The organism is Streptomyces sp. NPDC048479, from assembly GCF_040651435.1.
GTDB lineage: Bacteria > Actinomycetota > Actinomycetes > Streptomycetales > Streptomycetaceae > Streptomyces.
In genome coordinates, this window is the sequence record NZ_JBEZKA010000038.1 from 1 (window position 1) to 17,250 (window position 17,250).

Consider the following 17,250-nt stretch of genomic DNA (forward strand, 5'->3'; position numbering starts at 1 on the left):
TGAGACTTCGAACACCTCCCCCAACGGCACGGGAACCTCGTGCGTTGCGCACCCCGTCGGCATCACCCGATCGGTAGCCACGCTGAAAGACCTCAGTGTATCCACTGGCAGTCCGGCGCCACTCAGCTACTGCCCCGCAACTGATCGCGGGGCGTGACCGGGGGCCACTGCTTCTCACCGAGCGCCGCGCGGGCGCCGGAGCCCCAACGCTGGACGCCTGCCCCGTGACCGGCCGGGTTCGGCTGTCCTACCGCCGGGCCCAGGAGATCTGCGAGGAGAGCACCCGACTGTTGGCCAACCCGCTGACTCGCCCCGAGCCGTGGGAGGATCTGCAGGGCTGGACGCTGCACCGCTTGCGGCACAGCGCGCTCACCCACGATGCCGAGAACGGCACCAGCACGCCGATGCTGCTGGCCCGCTCCCGGTACGCCTCCGTACGTTCGCTGGACCGGTACGCCCGCCCTGGCGTTGACGCAGTCGCACAGCCACTGGGGCCTTGACCCCGAATCCTGGACACGGGTTATGCGGCTTGGGTCAGTGTAGTTGGTGCTGTCTTGAGTGCCGTTTCGTAGGTGATGGGGCTGCGTTGTCCGAGGCGGGAGTGACGGCGTCTGGTGTTGTAGCGGTGGAGCCGGCGTCTGGTGTTGTAGCGGTGGAGCCGGCGGAACGCGTCGAGACGGGCCTCACGCGCGCTGGACCAGCTCTTTCGGCCCTGGAGCGTCTCCCGTTTGAACGTCGCGTTGAACGATTCCGCAAGCGCGTTGTCCGCGCTGCTGCCCACTGCGCTCATGGACTGGCGCCCGCCTCTGGTGCCGGGGCGGGATATCGGCACAGGAGCCTGGGCCATCTGCCCGGCACCCAGCCGCTACGACATCCGAAGCTTCGCCGCCGCGGCGGCCGCGCTGGCAGGAGCGGACTATGCGTTACCAGGCCGTCAGCCGAAGATCATCAGGGACTCAGCAGACTCTGCCCCCAAAGCTCAACTGACAAAGCCGACACTGCTCCACTATGAAGTAGCCAGTGCAGCGTGGGCAACAAGTCTTTCCCGGCGCTGGGAGCACTACCTACAATCGCCCATCGCGGGCTTGCGCCAGACCGGCCGGTCCGTGTACTGCTCCGGGGAGGATGCATGACCGGCCGTAGAGCGCCATCCAGTCCGTCGGCCGGCGGACGGCACCGACGGCGAGGCTTCTTCTGGCGAATCAGTCCTTTCCTTATGATCGTGGCCGCGATAGCTGGATGTACGGGTGTGTTTTTTTGGTCCGACTCCCCTACCGGAAAGGGGAACTCGGACTCCCTATCAACCAGGCAGTGGGTCAGGGAGAGTGCCGCACCCGCCCCTTTCCCTAGCGACGCCTGGCCCAAGATGGCCCCTTCCCCGGTCGCTTCTGTACCATCCAGCCCGGCTGGAACATCGCTGCCCACACGCTCTGCGCCGTCTGAGGACAGTTCAGAGGACGTTGTCGCAGATGAGGTAGGCAACCTGGTCAATCGCGAACCAGCTAAGGCCAAATTTCCTCCCCTGGCTGCGGACGCTGAGCGGGCAGATTCTTCTGGTGAATCCACGAGCCAGCACGACAGTGAAACGGATGCGCCCCCCGCTCAAGCCGCTCCCGCCGGCGGCCCATCCGGACAAATCACTGGCCTTGCCGGAAAGTGCGTGGATGTGGCCAAGGCAAGTACCGCTAACTTCACTCAGGTTCAGCTGTTTGACTGCAATGGCAGCGCTGCCCAGCACTGGACGATGGCAGGTGATGGCAGCATTCGAGCCCTCGGCAAATGCCTCAACGTGGCCTCCGGCTCCACTGGCGCTTCCGTCCAACTTTATGACTGTAATGGAACCGACATCCAACATTGGTCCTACAACCTATCAACCAATGAAGTGGTGAACACCAGCTCCGCCAAGTGCCTGGACGTCCCCGCCTACAACACGACCAACAGTACTCGCCTGCAGATCTATGATTGCAATAGTGGTGCCAACCAGAAGTGGCACATTCCCATGTAGCCACTGAACGTGAACTCGTGATGTCGGTCGGCTCGTGGTGTCGTGCCGATCGGAGACCGCTGGACGCTTGCCGTTCGGGGTCAAGGGCGTGGCTGCAGCCAGTGACGTGCGACGGGTGTCACCTCGATGTCGTGGCTCCATGAACAGACTTCCAGCCACGACAGGTAGCCGTCCTGCGTGAGGACCAGGACCTCACCGGGCACTCGCCAGCCTCGGTGACCAGCTGCGCTTCGGCCGCCACGACGGTGCTGGGCCGGCGGGCGCGGGCTCCACCTCGCTGGTGTGGAGTTCGAAGTAGGCGGTACCGCACCCGCATGTGCAGCGCGCTCGCACGCTGAGGTACGGAACCTGCCTTCGGAGCGCGACATGAACCGGATCGTCCGCGTTCAGGACCAGCGCAAGCGGCAGGCAGGCTCTCGGTCCTCCCGTTACCGTATCTGGCCAGCTGCTTTGGGTTCTGACCGTGCCCGGCCTATCGCCGTTCGGCCGACCAGCTCACGCGTCCAGGACCAGGGTGGACCCAGCGAGGCAGCCGTCGATGACCTGTGGTCGGTACTGCAGCATCTTGAGCTTGCGCTTCACGGCGCGGTTGATCTGGCTGGGGTCAGCGGCGGCGAGGTTGCCGATGTCGCGCTTGACCAGTGACCAGATACCTTCTTGCGGGTTCAGGTCGGGCGCGGAGGTGGGCAGCTGGAAGACCGTGAGTCAGTCCGCGTTGGTTTCGATGAACTGCCGCAGGGGCTTGGTCAGGTGCAAGCGGACGTTGTCCCCAACCAGGACGATCGGGCCGCCGAGCTGGATGCGGGCGCGGATCAGCAGGTCGCGGAAGCCGCATCAGCCGAAGCCCTTGGGCTGGTCCTTGCGTCCGGTGTACGCGCGGACGGAGTAGATGAGCCGGGACCGCTCACCGGGCTTGTAGCAGGTGATGCCCGCCATCGATACCCGGCCCGAGCCCGGCCGCGAACGCGGACCACCGGGGTGCAGCTCCTGCGGCCCCAGGTTCTGGCTCGCGGCGGCGTCAGCGACTGACCGGCCTCGTCCTCGAAGACGATCAATCCGTCGCAGGCCGCCGCGATGCTTTTACCCGCTGCCAGACCTCCTTCTTCCACAGGTCCACGGGGCATCGTCGTCGCGTTCGATCCCTCGACGTGTTGGCCGCTGTCACGACCAGCCGTGCTGCTTCAACAATCGCCACCTGCCCTCTGCGGTGTAGGAGACGTGGAACATCCGGCACGATCAGGGTCTTCAGACGGGCCAATGTCCACCGCTGATCAGCCCAGCCGTGCGCGAGTGGACCGCGCTCCAACTCCCTTTCGAGCTTGGCAATTTGGCTGTCGGACAGCCGGGAGCGGCCAGGTGCACTGAGTACGATGCCGCTCCGACTGGAGAGATGGGCGCGATCCTGCGGCGTGAGCGGCTGTACCGCTCACACGTGATCGAATGGTGTCAGGCCCGCGATGCCGGTGGCCTGGACGCCCTGACCGACCAGCGGGCCTCTCTCGCCCGGCCGAAGAAGGCCGCCGAGCAGGCTGAACTGGAACGGCTGCGCAAGAAGGTCGCCCACTGGAGAAGGACCTGGCTCGCCGGGACGCGGCCTGGAAGTCATGGGAAAGCCAACGCGCTCTCGGAACTGCTCTCCGAGAGCGCGACCGACCGATGCTGCCGCGCCGGTGATCGACGAGGCGTTCGTTGGTGTCCAGGGCCAGTTGGGGACCACGGCGGCCTGCCGGCTGACCGGCCGGCCACGCGCCACCCACTCCGTCACATCAACCCGAAGCCGAAGCCCGAACCGTCCCCGAGACCCGCGCCCGCCTCGGCCCCGCTTGTACCAGCCGCGCAGCGACTGAAATTCCCCGTTGATGTGGACTCCTGGACACTGGGACGTGTGAGCTCAGGGACCAACGGCACGAGCAAGGTCACACTCTCGCAGCGTAGACATCGAGTGTCCGACATCTCGGGGGAACTTCAGAACAGAGTTCCTGACTCATCTGATTCTGTTGAAACCCGCGTCCCTGTCAGCCTGCCATTTCTGGTTGGTTACGTTTCGGTTGCAGGTGCGGATGATCAGGGGGCGTCCGTTAGCGCCGGTGGGAGTTTCCAGGCACTTGCCGATGGCCTGGCTGTTTATGAGTTGGACGTCATTGTAGGACCACATCTGGGAGGCGCTTGCGTTGCAGTCGTTGAGCACGACTTCGGTGCCGTCGGAGGTAGAGCCGTCGCGGATATCAAGGCACTTACCGAGGGCTTCAATTCTCGACATCGGCCCAGGTGTCCATTGCTGGTTTTTGCCACCATGGCAGGGATACAGCTGCACGCCCGTGCCGTTAGCGGTGTTCGATTGGGGAACATCCAGGCAGGCGCCGGTCCCCACGAATACGATCGTGGTGCTCCCGCCCACCGTGAAGACGCCGTCACCCGTAGGGGGTGGGGGCGGCGGCGGCGCGGGTGACGGATCGGGATCAGAGGGGAGCTGGGGGTTGTTTTCCCCCGCCGTGGGGTCGTTAGTGATGTGCCCAGGAGCGTTCCATTTCTGGTTGTCTTCGTTATTGCATTCGTAGATAATCAGTTGGAAATCGTTCCAGCCCTGAGGAACATCCAGGCATCTGCCGGAAGCGGGGTTCATGATGACCCCGGTGGCGGCTGTGTATTGCCACGTTTGGGCGGTGCTTTCGTTGCAGTGCCAGAGTTGGACTGGTGTGTGGTCGCCGGTACGGCCCCCGGCCACATCAAGGCACTTCCCGAGGGCTTGAATGGTGAGACCCTTATTGTTGTCGTTGAAGACCATGGTCCATCTTTGGGCCGAGGTACCGTTGCACTCATGCACCTGCACTGGCGTCCCATCCTCGGTGCCTGCGAGGCGCACATCCAAGCAGGGGCCAAGTGCAGATCTGATCTGCCCGACGGACGAGCTGCCGTCAATGGGGGGCTCGACATAGGGCGGCTCCTCCTCAGGAGGCCCGTCGTAGGCGTCGGGGTATCCAACCGAGGTGCCGCAGGTAGCTTTCAGCTCGTCCCGTGTCATAGGAAAGGTCTTGTACACCCGGGCCACGCCCGACGGCTGTGCGTTGCGCGATGCACTATCCTTGGCGTGTGGCACGGGCAGATCACCGCGAATATCGGTGACGATCCAATACCGGCCTGGCGTCATGCCGGCTGGCGCCTTACTTGGGTCCACTTCCGGGATGCTCACTGCAGCCACTACGTGGGCGGTGGCGTAATAGGAAAAATCCTCGATCCAGCCCTTGTGTCCGCCCGGGACAGGAATGCTATCGGCCTGAGTCACCGTGGTCGACGTACCCCACGAGTATGAGCCGTTTATCCCTACGCCGATCGACACCGACCCTCCGACTCCAATACCCTCTGGCTTGATATCAAAGTTGACGGTTGAAGTGACGTTGATATCCCAACCTGTCGTATTGGTCGCCTGATATGTTCTAGATCTTGTTACGGCATAAGAAGCAGGGGGTCCGACCCCCGTGGAACAGTTTTTCCGAACGGGATCGGAGATTCTGACTCTGTAATTCGGCTTGTAATCTTTCCGGTACTCTTCCGTATAGCCCAGAAGGCGGCACTGCCCGAAAGCGGTACCGATCCCCACTTTCTCGCAGTATTCCGTGGCTACGCGGCCGGAAGCGCTCCCGCCGTCCGCAAGAGTTCTGTTGTCGTGAGTGTCAAGAATCCAATTGTCGTCTGAGGTCAGTCCGGTAACAACAACAGCCTCGGCATACGACAACGGCAAGATCGTCACTGCTGCCGCAACTGTCACTCCACATGCCGTGAACGCCGCTGTTCGCCCCCATCGCCTAAGCCTCATAGTTTCCCTCTCAACCACGAACCCGCAAGGCGCCCACGGCGGACTCCACCCGAGTCCATTCTCAGTACCCGAAGCCTGCTCTCGGCGTGCTGCAGATTGCAGTACCGCCGCCGTAAAGCCTCAGGCGTGTTTTTAACGGCAAAGCCCGAGCCCGGCAGGAGCCTCGACAGGAAGAGGCGCAACTGCGCGGCTCGTCCAAGATCCTCACCTCAGGGTGTGACTACTGGTAGGCGTCTGTGATCAAGTGACGGTGTTTCCTTGACTTCCGCTCCCACCTGGAGGACTTCGTTGGGGAATCCGCAGACAGGGCTATTCGATCCGTTCATGCGGCGAGGTCGAGGCGGACGAGGTGTGAGGTGCGGGTCTCCCCCAGCGGAGTGCCGTTCGCCCAGGCGTCGAGGCGGATGAGGTTGATGGCGGTGGCGGAGAGGAGGTTCGCGAGATGGGTTTTGGCCTGCCCGTGGTAAGGGGTGCGTCGCCGGTGGGTGCGGCGGGCGGCCTGGGCGATCGTGCCTTCGACGCCAGCCCGGATGTTGTATCGGGTCTTCCATTCCTCGGTCTGCTGCTCGGCGCGTTGCCGGGCCAGGACTTCCTGTTGCTCGCGCGGCAGGAGCGTCAGACTGCGGCCCCACTTCCCGTTCGTGGCTTTGGTGCACCGAGGCCGCAGCGGGCATGGGCCGCAGTCCTTGAGCGCGAAGTGGATGCGGGCGATCGGGGTTCCGCTGGGTTTGCGCTGGTCGGACCAGCTGATGCTGACCGATCCTTCGGGGCAGGTGACCTGCTTGGCGTCCCAGTTCACTTGGAAGGCGGCCTGGGTCAGGTCGGGGGCCTGCTCGCCGTTACCGCGTTGGGCATGGTGCGTGTCGGCGCCGACGGGTCCGAGCAAGGTAATGCTGTGGTCGTCGCGGGCGGTCAGGATGTGGGCCGCGGTGACGTAGCCGGCGTCCACGACGTGCTCGTCGGGCAGCAACTGACGCTTGTCCAGGTGTTGATGGATGACTTCGGTCATCTCGGTGTCGTCGACGGTTGCGCTGGTGGTCTCCACGTTGGTGATCACATGGAGCGAGTCGGGCTCGCACGTCTCGGTCAGGTGAGTCTTGAAGCCGGTCCAGCCCGAACCGCGCTTGATGCCGTAGCGAGCATCGAGGTCATAAGGGGAGGCCAGGCGCCTTCCGCCCGGCGGGAGGTCCTTGCCCTCCCGCCAACGCACCTCCTCTGCATCCCGGTGATACTGCTGGTCCCAGGCTCGGCGCAGAACCTTCATTGCTGGGATCTCGCGCAGCCAGAGCGGGGCCGTGGCCTGGTCAGCGGTGTCCAGGAGTGTGAAGCCGTCCCGGCCGACCTGCTCGGCCCATTCCTGGCGGACGTTCTGGCCCTTCGGGAACCGGTAGCTGTCGACTTTGGCCCCGTAGCGTTCCACCCAGGACGAGTCGATCAACGGCGCCAGCCAGTCAGGGGCCGCGGCGGCCAGGGCCTCCAGCGCCGCCCGCAGTGTCTCGCCGACGAACTCCATCCGGTTCAAAGAGCGCACTGCGGCCAGAACATGCGTGGAGTCCGTGTGAGGGTCCCCTCGTAGCGTGGAGTCCGTGATATCAGGGGAAGTTGAGGTTCATGGGGTCCAAGCAACAGAAGTACGACGCCGAGTTTCGTGAGGGTGCTGTACGCATCGTGATCGAGACGGGGAAGCCGATTCCGGAGGTCGCCGAGGGCCTCGGGGTTCATCCGGGCACGCTGCACAGCTGGGTTTCACGCTGGAGGAGGAACGGTTCGGCCTCCTCCGACCGGCCGGCGCCTGCCGCCTCGGGCGGCCGGCTGCGGGACGGCGAGCGTACGGAGCTGGAGCGGCTGCGGCGCGAGATGAGCGAGAAGAACAAGCGCATCCGCGAGCTGGAGATGGAGCGCGATGTCTTCAAACGCTGCATGGCCTTGTGGGTGAAGTAGCTGCCGCGAACCCGGCCGCCATGGTCGGGGTGATCAGCGACTGCAAGGCCGAGCAGAACATTCCGCACACCGTGACATGCCGTGTCCTGGGCGTGAGCGAGTCGTGGTTCTACAAGTGGCGCGACAGACCTGCCACCGCCCGGGAGATGCGGCGCGGGAAGCTGGCCGACGCGATCCAGCACATCTTCGACGAGTCGGGCGGCACCTACGGTTCGCCGAAGATCTGGATCACGCTCGTAAGACAGGGGTGGCGCGTCTCGGTGAACACCGTTGCCAGGGCCATGGCCGAACTCGGCCTGGCCGGACGGAAGATCCGCCGACGCCGCGGGCTCACACGACCCGGCAGGCGGGCCGCGGCCCCGGACTTCGTGCGCCGTGACTTCAGCGCGGATGCCCCCGACCAGGTCTGGGCCGGAGACATGACGGAGATCGTCACGAGCGAGGGCAAGCTCTACCTGGCCACGGTGATCGATCTGTTCTCGCGCCGCCTGCTCGGCTACGCCATGGGCGAGCGCCACGATGCCGAACTCGTCGTCGCCTCCCTGCATATGGCCGCCGCGACCCGTGGTGGCGACGTCAAGGGCGTGATCTTTCACAGCGACAGGGGGTCGGAGTACGTGTCCCGGCGGTTCAAGCGGGCCTGCCGCCGCCTGGGCGTGACCCAGTCCATGGGCCGGGTCGGCTTGCTTCGACAACGCCGTCAGCGAGGCGTTCAACAGCGTACTCAAGGTCGAGTACGTCCACCGGCACACCTTCGCCACCCGCGCCGAGGCCCGCATCCGGGTCGCGACGTGGATCACCGGGTTCTACAACGCCCGCCGGCTACACAGCGTGTGTGGATACCACAGCCCGATCGACTACGAACACGACCACCGGGCCAACTCCTCCTTGGAGCTGGCCGCTTAAAGGATCTCCACGACTCGAGGGGATTGACAGTGGTCGTCGGCTGCGTGTCGTGGGGGTGCCTCTATGTCTTTCGTCAAGCGAGGCGTGGGGTTCGGTGTTCGTAGAAGGTGCCGTCGCGGAGCATCGCGAAGAGCACGCTGATGCGGTGTCGGGCGAGGCGGAGGAGGGCTTGTGTATGGGTCTTTCCGCGGGCCGTCGTAGTAGGTGCGGGAGGTGGGGTCGTGCAGGGCGGCGAACGCGGAGAGGAACATCGCCCGTTTGAGCTGGCGGTTGCCGCCGCGGGGTGCGTGTTCGCCGTGGATCGAGGTGCCCGACGACTTCGTGGTCGGGGCGAGGCCGGCATAGGAGGCGAGGTGTCCGGCGCTGGGGAAGCTGGTGCCGTCGCCGACGGTCACCAGCAGCACTGCAGCGGTCCTGACCGCGACCCCCGGCATCGAGATCAGGACCTGGGAAAGAGGGTGTGCCTCCAGCAGGGTGTTGATCTGGGCTTCCAGAGCCCGGCGTTGTTCGTGGACGGCCGCGAGCTGGCGGGCCAGGGACGGGACCACGATGTCGAGCGTGCCGGTGCCGGGGACGACGACGGTCTGCTCGTCGAGCGCGTCGAAGACCTCGTCGATCAGGCGGGCGGCCATGCGCGGGGCCTTGGGCCGGATCACCTCGACCAGCCTGCGGCGGCCGGCCTTCCGCAGAGCCTGCGGGGATCCGTAGCGTTCCAGCAGCCAGGTCACGGCCTGGTGATCGAGCCGGGGCCCAAGAACACGTTCGAGGCTGGGATGGAACTGGGTGAGCAGGCCGCGTATCCGGTTGGAGGTGCGGGTGGCCTCGGCCGCGAGGTCCTGGTCGAAGCCCACGAGAACGGTGAGTTCGGCGGTGATCTCGTCGGTCAGCTCCAGCGAGCGCAGGGTGTGCGGCATGGTGCGGGCGGCGTCCGCGATGACCGCGGCGTCCTTCGCGTCCATCTTTGCCTCGCCTGGGTAGAGATCGGCGATTCGCCGCATCGCCAGTCCGGGCAGGTAGGCGACCTTGCAGCCCGCATCCCGTGCGACGGTCAGCGGCAGGGCGCCGATCGAGGCAGGCTGGTCCACGATCAACAGCACCGTGCCGAACTTCGCGGCCAGCTTGTCGAACACGGTCCGCAGCTTGGGCTCGCTGTTGGGCAGCGGCTTGTCGAAGACCTTCTTCCCGGCCGGCGTCAGCCCGTGGCCGTGGTGAGCAGTCTTGCCGACGTCCAGGCCGAGGAAAACGCCCACGTCGCCGGTGTCGAACATCGCACCCATTCCCAGGGGGTTGGCGGTGCTGGCCTCGGCATCGGTGTCGTACACGCGCATCCACGTTATGCAGACCTGTCGCCCGCGACTGTCCGGCATTGCGCCGGACCGGACGGTGGCCGGACCTCTCCTCAGCGTCTCCGACGGCACCTCCCGGGCCCGGTGAACACCACCCCCCAGGTCATCTCGGACAGGGGGACACAGTCATGCCGGGCCCGGAGGCCAGCGGCCCTCTTGCAGGACCGCCAAGAAGATAACTGTGAGAGTTCTTCTGCGGCCCGGGATGGGTTGCTGCCAGGCTCGGCGCCGGTGATCCGGCATGACTCGCAAGATAACTGGCGCCCTGTCAGGGGCTGCCGTTCCCCCGAGATGTCTGCCGGACATCGGCGTCGGCCTGGCCCACCCGTTGGCTTGATCAGCAGCTTGTCCGCCTTGCGGCGTGACTCATCACAGTTCTGCCACGCGGTGACTCCATCCAGGCCGACGCCGACTACAGCCGTCCGCCCATCAAGGAGAACAACCGCGTGGCCATCCTCGCAGAACAGGTCGACGGCGTCATCGGCGTCGATACCCACCGGGACACCCTCGCGGCAGCGGCGGTCAGTCCCATCGGCGCCGTCCTGGCCAGTACCGACTCCCCGGCCAACGCCCGCGGTTACCGTCGTCTGCTGGACTTCGCCCGTGAGCATGTCCCAGGACGCCGCTGCTGGGCTCTGGAAGGCATCGGCAGTTACGGCGCCGGACTCGCGTCCTTCCTCAGCCAGGCCGGCGAGCACGTCGTCGAGGTCTGCCGGCCCAAGCGGGCCACCAACCGGGGCGGACGCAAGACCGACATGCTCGACGCTATCCGGGCCGCGAAGGAGGCCCTGGCCACCGAGCACCTGATCCAGCCCCGGCTCCGCGGGGAGCGCGAGGCACTGCGTGTACTTCTCGCCACCCGCCACGGCGCGGTCCTCGCCTCCACGGCTGCGATCAACCAGCTCAAAGCCCTGATCGTCTCCGCGCCTGACGGCCTCCGCGCCGAGCTGCGGAAACTCAAGCGTCCGGTCCAGGTCACCTACTGTGCCCAGCTCCGGGACCGCCCAGCTCAGGATCTTGAGCACCGGATGACAGCACGGGCCCTTCGGTCCACCGCCCAACGCGTCCAGGCCCTGCAAGTCGAGGCCAAAGAACTCGAAAAAGAGATCCTCACCCTGGTCAGGGGGGTCGCCCCAGAGCTCCTCGGCTTGCTCGGCGTCGGGCCGATCACCGCAGCCCAGATCCTGGTCAGCTGGTCCCACCAGGGTCGGTTCCGCTCAGAAGCTGCCTTCTCGTCCTTCGCCGGCGTCTCGCCGATCCCCGCCTCCTCCGGGCTCACCAACCGGCACCGGCTCAACCGGAGCGGAGACCGGCAGCTCAACCGGGCAATGCACACCGTCACCCTGATCCGTATGCGGCTTGACCCCGCCACGAAGGCGTACGTCGCCCGCAGAATCACCGAGGGGAAGACCTCCCGCGACGCGCAGCGATGCCTCAAGCGCGTCATCTGCCGTCAGATCTTCAAGGCCCTCGAACGGACTGACCGAACCAAGACCGGGAGCATCGAGGAACTTACTCAGGCCGCTTGACACGACATAGCAGCCTCGGGGATGGCTGGGGGCCCGACGCTGGGGACGGGTTCTCCGGGTGTCCTCGGTCGTGGGTGGGCGGGGGCGGTGCCGCTGGTCAGGCGGCCGACCCGGGCAGGCGAAGGGGTTCGCCAGTTCATGCCTCCACCCACGTTGCGGCGATCCGCAGGTGGAGGGGGCGGCCCCCACGACGGGAGATGAGCTTCTTTGGCTCGGCGGTGGCCAACTCGGCTTCCAGCAGGAGGGAGTGGGCCCAGGCGAGCAGGTCGATGGCGGTCAGCGCGAACTCGAGCCAGACGGTGTTGAGGGCGAAGTTGCGGGAGGGGAAACGGCCGAGGCCGGTGATCTTGCCGCAGCGGATGCGGTCCTCGGCGCGGGCGTGCGCCCGGTGGCTGACCTCCCGCCGCTGCGGGGAGCCTGCGCCGTAGGGGGTGTCCCTGAGGAAGACCTGGTGGCGCATGCCCTCCTACGGGTCGAACAAGGACAGCTGGGCGCCGGGGTGCGGGCGCTCGCGCCGCACGATGATCCGGGTGTCGTCCGTGTGGTCGGCCAGGATCACCATGCCGGTCGGCGCGGGGCTCCGCAGGGTGCCGTCCTGCTCCAGCACGGGGTGCCGGAGATGCTCGGACAGGGCTCGGATCGCGGGGCGGACTGGGTCGGTAACGGCGCATCCGACGGAGAAGGAGGCGTGGATGCCTGGTCGCGTAGGGGCTCGGACGTGGGCGAGGAACGCTTTCGCGTCTCCGGCGCTGTCGGCGCGGATGAGGATCGAGGTGCCATGGCGGTGGGCGTAGGGAATTTGGAGCAGGGCCGTGTGCAGGACGGTGTTGTGGTCGGCGGCGGTGTTGGCTCCGGCCGCAGCACTCCGGCCAGGTCTGCCCCGGTTTGTCCAGGAAGCACAGCAGCGGGCGGTCCTTCTCCGAGTGGCAGGGGACGAATACGGCTTGGATGTCCACGACCAAGCCGGTCACGTTCTGGCCGAGCGCAGGCAAGCGAGGGCGGCGGGATCGATGCCGGGCCAGCAGGCGTCAGGGCGGCGCTCAGTGTCGCCCTCCTTGCCACCCGGCGGCAGCGCCTGGCCAGGCCGTTCACGGTGCCACCGCTTGCCAGCTATTCCGCTCCACCGGCCCAGCAGCTCCCGGACGTACTACTCCGCGGCACCAGCTCCACAAACCGCCCACCCAGCACCTCCGATCAAAGCTCACTGCACCACTAGCACTTTCCTCCTAGCAGCAGCTCTCCCGCGGGCAGCATGAGCCCTCCACCTCCGGACGCCCAACATTTTAATGTCATAGCAATAAATGTCTTGACAACTGTTGCCTAGGCACTAGACTGGCCTGCAGGCGAGCACGGACCGGCAGGTCAGCCGGAGTGACAACCGGACCACCGGTCCGTAACTCAACTGGCAGCAGGAGTGTGAGGCATCATGATCATCCTTTTCTTCACGTAAGGCGCGCGGCCGCCTCACGGAGGCCGCCCGCCAATCCAGTCACGCACTGTCGAGACAAGTCGCAAAACGGACAGAAGCAGTCGCGGGGTCCGGAGGAATTAGCGACGTTCGTCTTCCAGGCTCGGGGTTAGCAGACCCAAGCTATATCTGCGGGCGGGAGCCATGCACCTCAATGGCATAGCCCTCGGCTCCCTCCGCACCGCTTCGACCTTTTGGTCTGAGAAGCATGGACAGTGAATGCAGGGCGATTCGCCCATACAGCGATGAAAATGAAGGAAGATGTTTTACGCCTTCCTTCCAGGATCTTTCCCAGACTCCTTTGAACATGTGGGTGACAGATTCCGAGTCACGCATCACCATGTCACTCGGTGCCATCTTCGAACCTTCCGAAGCAAAGTCGGCTCTTGCACAAGGGTGTACTGTCGCAGAGTTCTTCGGCCTGCCCCCGGAGACAGTCCCACTCGACATGCAGTCATCCCACTTTGTCCACAAGGCCGGTAGGCTGCTGCAGGTCCACACAGGTATCCGACAGGACCTGGAGGGGAAAGCCTCCTCGTCGTTTGGCTACGCCATGGACGTGACCCTGTTCATCCGCAGCGAAGCAGAGTTCAAGCTCTCTGCGCAACAGAGCACGCAGTTGGCGTTTCTTGCAGACACGCAGGGCCGCTTCGCTTGGGGCAACCGCACCATGCTGACTTATCTCGACAGCCGAGGCACGAGCAGCTCCTCCGGAAGCCTGCTCGACGAGCTCGGCCCGCGCACGGTCCAGCGGAGTCCAGAACTGGCAAGCCAACGCATAAGCCTCCCCACGCCGGACGGAGAGGAACTGAGCGGCTATCTGTTCCCTGTGCGCCGGCGAACAGGCGCCGTTCTGACCGGCGGAATCCTCGAAGAAACAAGCCACGGCGAGCAGTCGCCCACACCGGCGCCTGCAGACAGCTGCTTCGCGCAGTGCTTGATGGCTCTGCCCATCTACGCCTACATCAAGGATGCTGAACTGCGTTTTACCTGGGTCAGTCCGGCCGTCCTACGCGAAACGGGACTGACATTGGAGCAGGTGGTCGGCCGGACCTACGCCGAGATTGACACCACGGCACTGCCCGAGCTTGATGGCCAGTACGACGCCCAGGTCCTGGCCGAGCAGCAGGGCCGGGCATTCGACAGGTTCTTCCTGCGCGAGGACGGGTCTCCTGGACGCTGCGTCGGATACCAGTTTCCTGTCCATGAATCAGATAAGAAAGCTGTAGGAGCAGTCTTCATCGACAAAAGCGAGGAGACGCGGACGCGGGGCCTCCTAGCCGAACGCGACGCTTTCTGGAGCGCGATCTTCGATCACTCCCCGACCGCACACGTCATCACTGACCTGAATCTCGTCATCACTGACACCAACGGTGCCTTCGCGGATCTGCTGGCAGCGAGCAGATCCAGCCTGCGGGGCCGGAACCTCGCGGAGATCGTGCCGCTCGCCGAGACGGAGCAGGAACGCGTGCGCATGAGCGAATTCCTCAAGGGCCGCCGGTCGCAGTACCGTCTGGACAAGGGCATGGCCCGGCCCGACGGAGCACCTGTGACCATATCCGCTCTGCTGACTATGGTCCGCGGCGCCAAAGGGACACCGTGCGCGGTCCTCGTCATGATCAACGCAAAGCAGTGCAAAGTTCCCGCACCCCGGCATAAACCCAGCCTATGGGAGCAGAGCGATCTAAAGCTGCTCACCGCGGTGGCAAGCGGCGCGAGTGACAGCCAGGCGGCCCGGCTCCTGCAGATGGGAGAGTCCACGGTGCGGTTGCGGCTGACCAGCCTGAGGCGCCGCCTCGGCGCGACAAACAGGGCGCATCTGGTCGCCCGGGCGTACGAGAAGGGGCTTCTGACGCCGGACTCTCAGCACTGCTGACGGACGCACAGCGTGCGGAGCGAACCGCACGGTTGTGGGCAGGGCGCGGCGGACCGCGCCCTGTGCTACCAGTCCGCCCCTTGCAGGGGTGGGCCTGCGGTGGCCCGTATGGCCAGATGGGTCGGCAGCAAAATGTCCTGAGGGGCCTGGTTGGGTTCCTTCAGTGCAGTGAGCAGCGCCCGTGCGGCTATCCGGCCCTGCTCGGCTACGGGTTGAGCCACGGTGGTCAGGCCGAGGAGGTCACTCATGTCGTGGTCGTCGAAGCCGACAACCGACATGCTCTCAGGGGTTCGGACGCCGGAGTCGCGAAGGACGCGCATAGCGCCGAAGGCCATCTCGTCGCACGCGGCGAACACGGCTGTAGGGGGCGTGGGAAGGCCCAGGAGGGTGGCCATCGCTCGCTCGCCTCCGCTTACGGAGAAGTCGCTTTGTATCTCCAGCGTCGGATCACAGGGCAGGTTGTGCGCTCGCAAGGCTTGCCGGTAGCCGATGCGCCGGTCCATCGGGGCCGTGACATGCAGGGGCTCTGCGTGGCTGCCGCCGATCAGGGCGATCCGTTCGTGACCCAGGTTCGCCAAATAGTTCACCGCACGTTGCGCGCTGGCGCAGTCATCGATCCTCACGCTGCTGCAGCCGGGGGCCTTGGCCCCGATAAGGGCCACCGGCGCACGTGCGTGCTCCAGGGGGCCGAGCTCACTGGAATCCAGGTCGATGCCAATCACCAGCACAGCATCCGCTCGGCCTCTCAGCATGTTCAGGTCGACTGTGTCCTGACACGATGCCGAACTGCCGGACAGGTCGTGCACTGTCCATTGCACACCTGATTCCTGCAGTTCCCGGGCTACTGCAGCGAGCACAGAGCTGAAGTACCAGCGCCCGATGAACGGCACAAGCACCGCGACCAAAGGTAGCCGTGTAACTGGTGGCCTGCGGTAAGAGCAGTCTCCACTGGCAGGGGTACGAGGACGCGGCATAGAAAGGCGCCTCGACGGCGACCCGCCGGCGGCGGGAGGCAGCGTATGCATAAACCACACGCGCTTTCCTTGCCAGTCCGGCCTGTTGACTTCTGCCCAGCCCCAATGGGCCGCGATGCCTCGTAGGTTCGAGCCCTCCCCCACCGCACCGTCAAGCCCGCTCCTGAACATGTATGGCGGGGCGGGAGAGGTGTCGAAGAGCTCTACTAGCACGTGGCATTCGAAGCGGTGGATCTGAAGTCTCAGCGCGCCGGGGGCGTGGCGGATGGCATGGGATACCAACTCGCCAACAGCGGTGACGACTGGTACGGCGGAGGTGCCCAATCCCCAGTCGTGCAGGGCATCGTAGGCTGCGTGCCGCGCCTCAGTCACGGTGTCCGGCCCCTGCTTCAGGTCGACCAGGACCTGCCGAGCAGTCATCGTGGTTTCCTTCTTCAAGCGGGATGGACCCCCGTGTGCGGAGCTAATACGACAGCGCTGCGTACACAACGCAGCCCATCGGTGCAAGCCGAGGGAGTGTGATCGCACTGGCATAACGGGCGGCCGCCCTCTGGTTTGCCTTCACAGTGCATGCCCGTGGAATCCACAATCGCAGCGCAGGCATGCCCATACGGTGTGGCAGCAATTGTCGGTGGCATCTCCCCATGCCTCCGCCAGGTGATCAACCAGGTCCAGTCCTCTGCCTGAGCAGGCCATGGGGTCATCGAAGCTGCCAGAGCGGCCAGCGCGTTCGGCCTGTGCGGTCCCTGAGCCATGGTCTCGAACAAGAACCCATACGCAGCAGCCACCGGTCGGGCACCCCACCAGCCGTAGTGAGAGGGCCACGCCGTCAGGGCTGGCCGCATGGACAATAGCGTTGGTAACCAGCTCGGATGTAATAAGCAGCGCCGTGTCGGTGAGCTCAGTGAGTTCCCACTTCAGGAGCCACTCGCGCACCAGTCTCCGCGCTTGACCTGACGCTGCCGCTGAACATCCGAGTTCCCAACACGGTGCGCGAGACTCGTCTCTCTTCCCGCAAGACAGTGAGGGAATTTCTTGAACGGTCATGATGCCTACTCCGTTGTGCTCGGGTCGGGTGGCCCGGGAAGCAAACGCTGTACGGGACTGCGTGTGGATGGATACTAGGGTTCCCGTGTCCTCACGGTGCTGTCGCGATGTGCATTACCGGAGCGCCTAATTCAACACGGGAAACAACGACACAGCTCCACTGTGGCGGGCGCGTACAGGAATCACCACACTTGTCGAGGCCCCGCAGCAGCGGATCTGACCAAAAGGAGCCAGAACCCCCCTTGACTCTCATCACGTTGCAGCGCTATATTCCCGCACCCTTACCCGCCCCAAATTTAGCGGATCCGCTAAAAATCCGGGCACGACCGCTTGACTTTTTAGTT

Annotated in this window: 11 protein-coding genes and 5 pseudogenes; 7 read left to right on the top strand and 9 right to left on the bottom strand. The window is 65.1% G+C overall.

Annotation, left to right across the window (positions count from 1 at the left end):
* Positions 1-224: 224 nt before the first annotated feature.
* Positions 225-500: a hypothetical protein gene (locus tag AB0D12_RS35940; protein WP_362692716.1), complete on the top strand. Its 276-nt coding sequence runs from the start codon at positions 225-227 to the stop codon at positions 498-500.
* Between the two features lie 20 nt (positions 501-520).
* Here AB0D12_RS35940 and AB0D12_RS35945 read toward each other — a convergent pair.
* Positions 521-796, bottom strand: a pseudogene (locus AB0D12_RS35945) (integrase core domain-containing protein); the annotation flags it as partial.
* A gap of 570 nt (positions 797-1,366) precedes the next feature.
* Between AB0D12_RS35945 and AB0D12_RS35950 the strand changes: the two are divergent.
* A complete protein-coding gene (locus AB0D12_RS35950) occupies positions 1,367-2,005 on the top strand; it encodes an RICIN domain-containing protein (protein WP_362692719.1) in 639 nt (212 codons plus the stop codon).
* Positions 2,006-2,500: 495 nt separating this feature from the next.
* On the opposite strand, the pseudogene AB0D12_RS35955 reads toward AB0D12_RS35950, so the two are convergent.
* From AB0D12_RS35955 to AB0D12_RS35965, 3 genes and pseudogenes are all read right to left on the bottom strand, one after another.
* A pseudogene (locus AB0D12_RS35955) lies at positions 2,501-3,027 on the bottom strand (transposase).
* A gap of 962 nt (positions 3,028-3,989) precedes the next feature.
* Positions 3,990-5,771: a ricin-type beta-trefoil lectin domain protein gene (locus AB0D12_RS35960; RefSeq protein ID WP_362692722.1), complete on the bottom strand. Its 1,782-nt coding sequence runs from the start codon at positions 5,769-5,771 to the stop codon at positions 3,990-3,992.
* A 370-nt stretch (positions 5,772-6,141) separates the two neighbouring features.
* The gene (locus AB0D12_RS35965; RefSeq protein WP_362692724.1) at positions 6,142-7,350 is read right to left on the bottom strand and encodes a transposase; all 1,209 of its coding nucleotides are present in this window, start codon (positions 7,348-7,350) and stop codon (positions 6,142-6,144) included.
* Positions 7,351-7,430: 80 nt separating this feature from the next.
* On the opposite strand from AB0D12_RS35965, the gene AB0D12_RS35970 reads away from it, so the two are divergent.
* The 3 genes and pseudogenes from AB0D12_RS35970 to AB0D12_RS35980 all read left to right on the top strand — a co-directional run.
* Entirely contained in the window at positions 7,431-7,760 is a 330-nt protein-coding gene (locus tag AB0D12_RS35970) for a transposase (protein WP_362692726.1), read from the top strand.
* Between the two features lie 20 nt (positions 7,761-7,780).
* A pseudogene (locus AB0D12_RS35975) lies at positions 7,781-8,431 on the top strand (IS3 family transposase); the annotation flags it as partial.
* A gap of 70 nt (positions 8,432-8,501) precedes the next feature.
* A pseudogene (locus AB0D12_RS35980) lies at positions 8,502-8,666 on the top strand (IS3 family transposase); the annotation flags it as partial.
* Between the two features lie 73 nt (positions 8,667-8,739).
* Here AB0D12_RS35980 and AB0D12_RS35985 read toward each other — a convergent pair.
* A pseudogene (locus tag AB0D12_RS35985) lies at positions 8,740-9,934 on the bottom strand (IS110 family transposase).
* A gap of 524 nt (positions 9,935-10,458) precedes the next feature.
* Here AB0D12_RS35985 and AB0D12_RS35990 point away from each other — a divergent pair.
* On the top strand, positions 10,459-11,541 hold the full coding sequence (locus tag AB0D12_RS35990; protein WP_362692728.1) for an IS110 family transposase: 1,083 nt from the start codon (positions 10,459-10,461) through the stop codon (positions 11,539-11,541).
* A gap of 136 nt (positions 11,542-11,677) precedes the next feature.
* Here AB0D12_RS35990 and AB0D12_RS35995 read toward each other — a convergent pair whose 3' ends face one another.
* Positions 11,678-12,001, bottom strand: coding sequence for a hypothetical protein (locus tag AB0D12_RS35995; protein WP_362692731.1), 324 nt, complete (start codon positions 11,999-12,001; stop codon positions 11,678-11,680).
* A gap of 6 nt (positions 12,002-12,007) precedes the next feature.
* A complete protein-coding gene (locus AB0D12_RS36000; protein WP_362692734.1) occupies positions 12,008-12,148 on the bottom strand; it encodes a hypothetical protein in 141 nt (46 codons plus the stop codon).
* Between the two features lie 1,420 nt (positions 12,149-13,568).
* Here AB0D12_RS36000 and AB0D12_RS36005 point away from each other — a divergent pair.
* Positions 13,569-14,885: a PAS domain-containing protein gene (locus AB0D12_RS36005; protein WP_362692737.1), complete on the top strand. Its 1,317-nt coding sequence runs from the start codon at positions 13,569-13,571 to the stop codon at positions 14,883-14,885.
* A 65-nt stretch (positions 14,886-14,950) separates the two neighbouring features.
* Here AB0D12_RS36005 and AB0D12_RS36010 read toward each other — a convergent pair whose 3' ends face one another.
* Together AB0D12_RS36010 and AB0D12_RS36015 are read right to left on the bottom strand one after the other, a co-directional pair.
* The gene (locus tag AB0D12_RS36010; protein ID WP_362692740.1) at positions 14,951-15,781 is read right to left on the bottom strand and encodes a substrate-binding domain-containing protein; all 831 of its coding nucleotides are present in this window, start codon (positions 15,779-15,781) and stop codon (positions 14,951-14,953) included.
* Between the two features lie 639 nt (positions 15,782-16,420).
* A complete protein-coding gene (locus AB0D12_RS36015; protein ID WP_362692743.1) occupies positions 16,421-16,906 on the bottom strand; it encodes an ATP-binding protein in 486 nt (161 codons plus the stop codon).
* Positions 16,907-17,250: the final 344 nt, after the last annotated feature.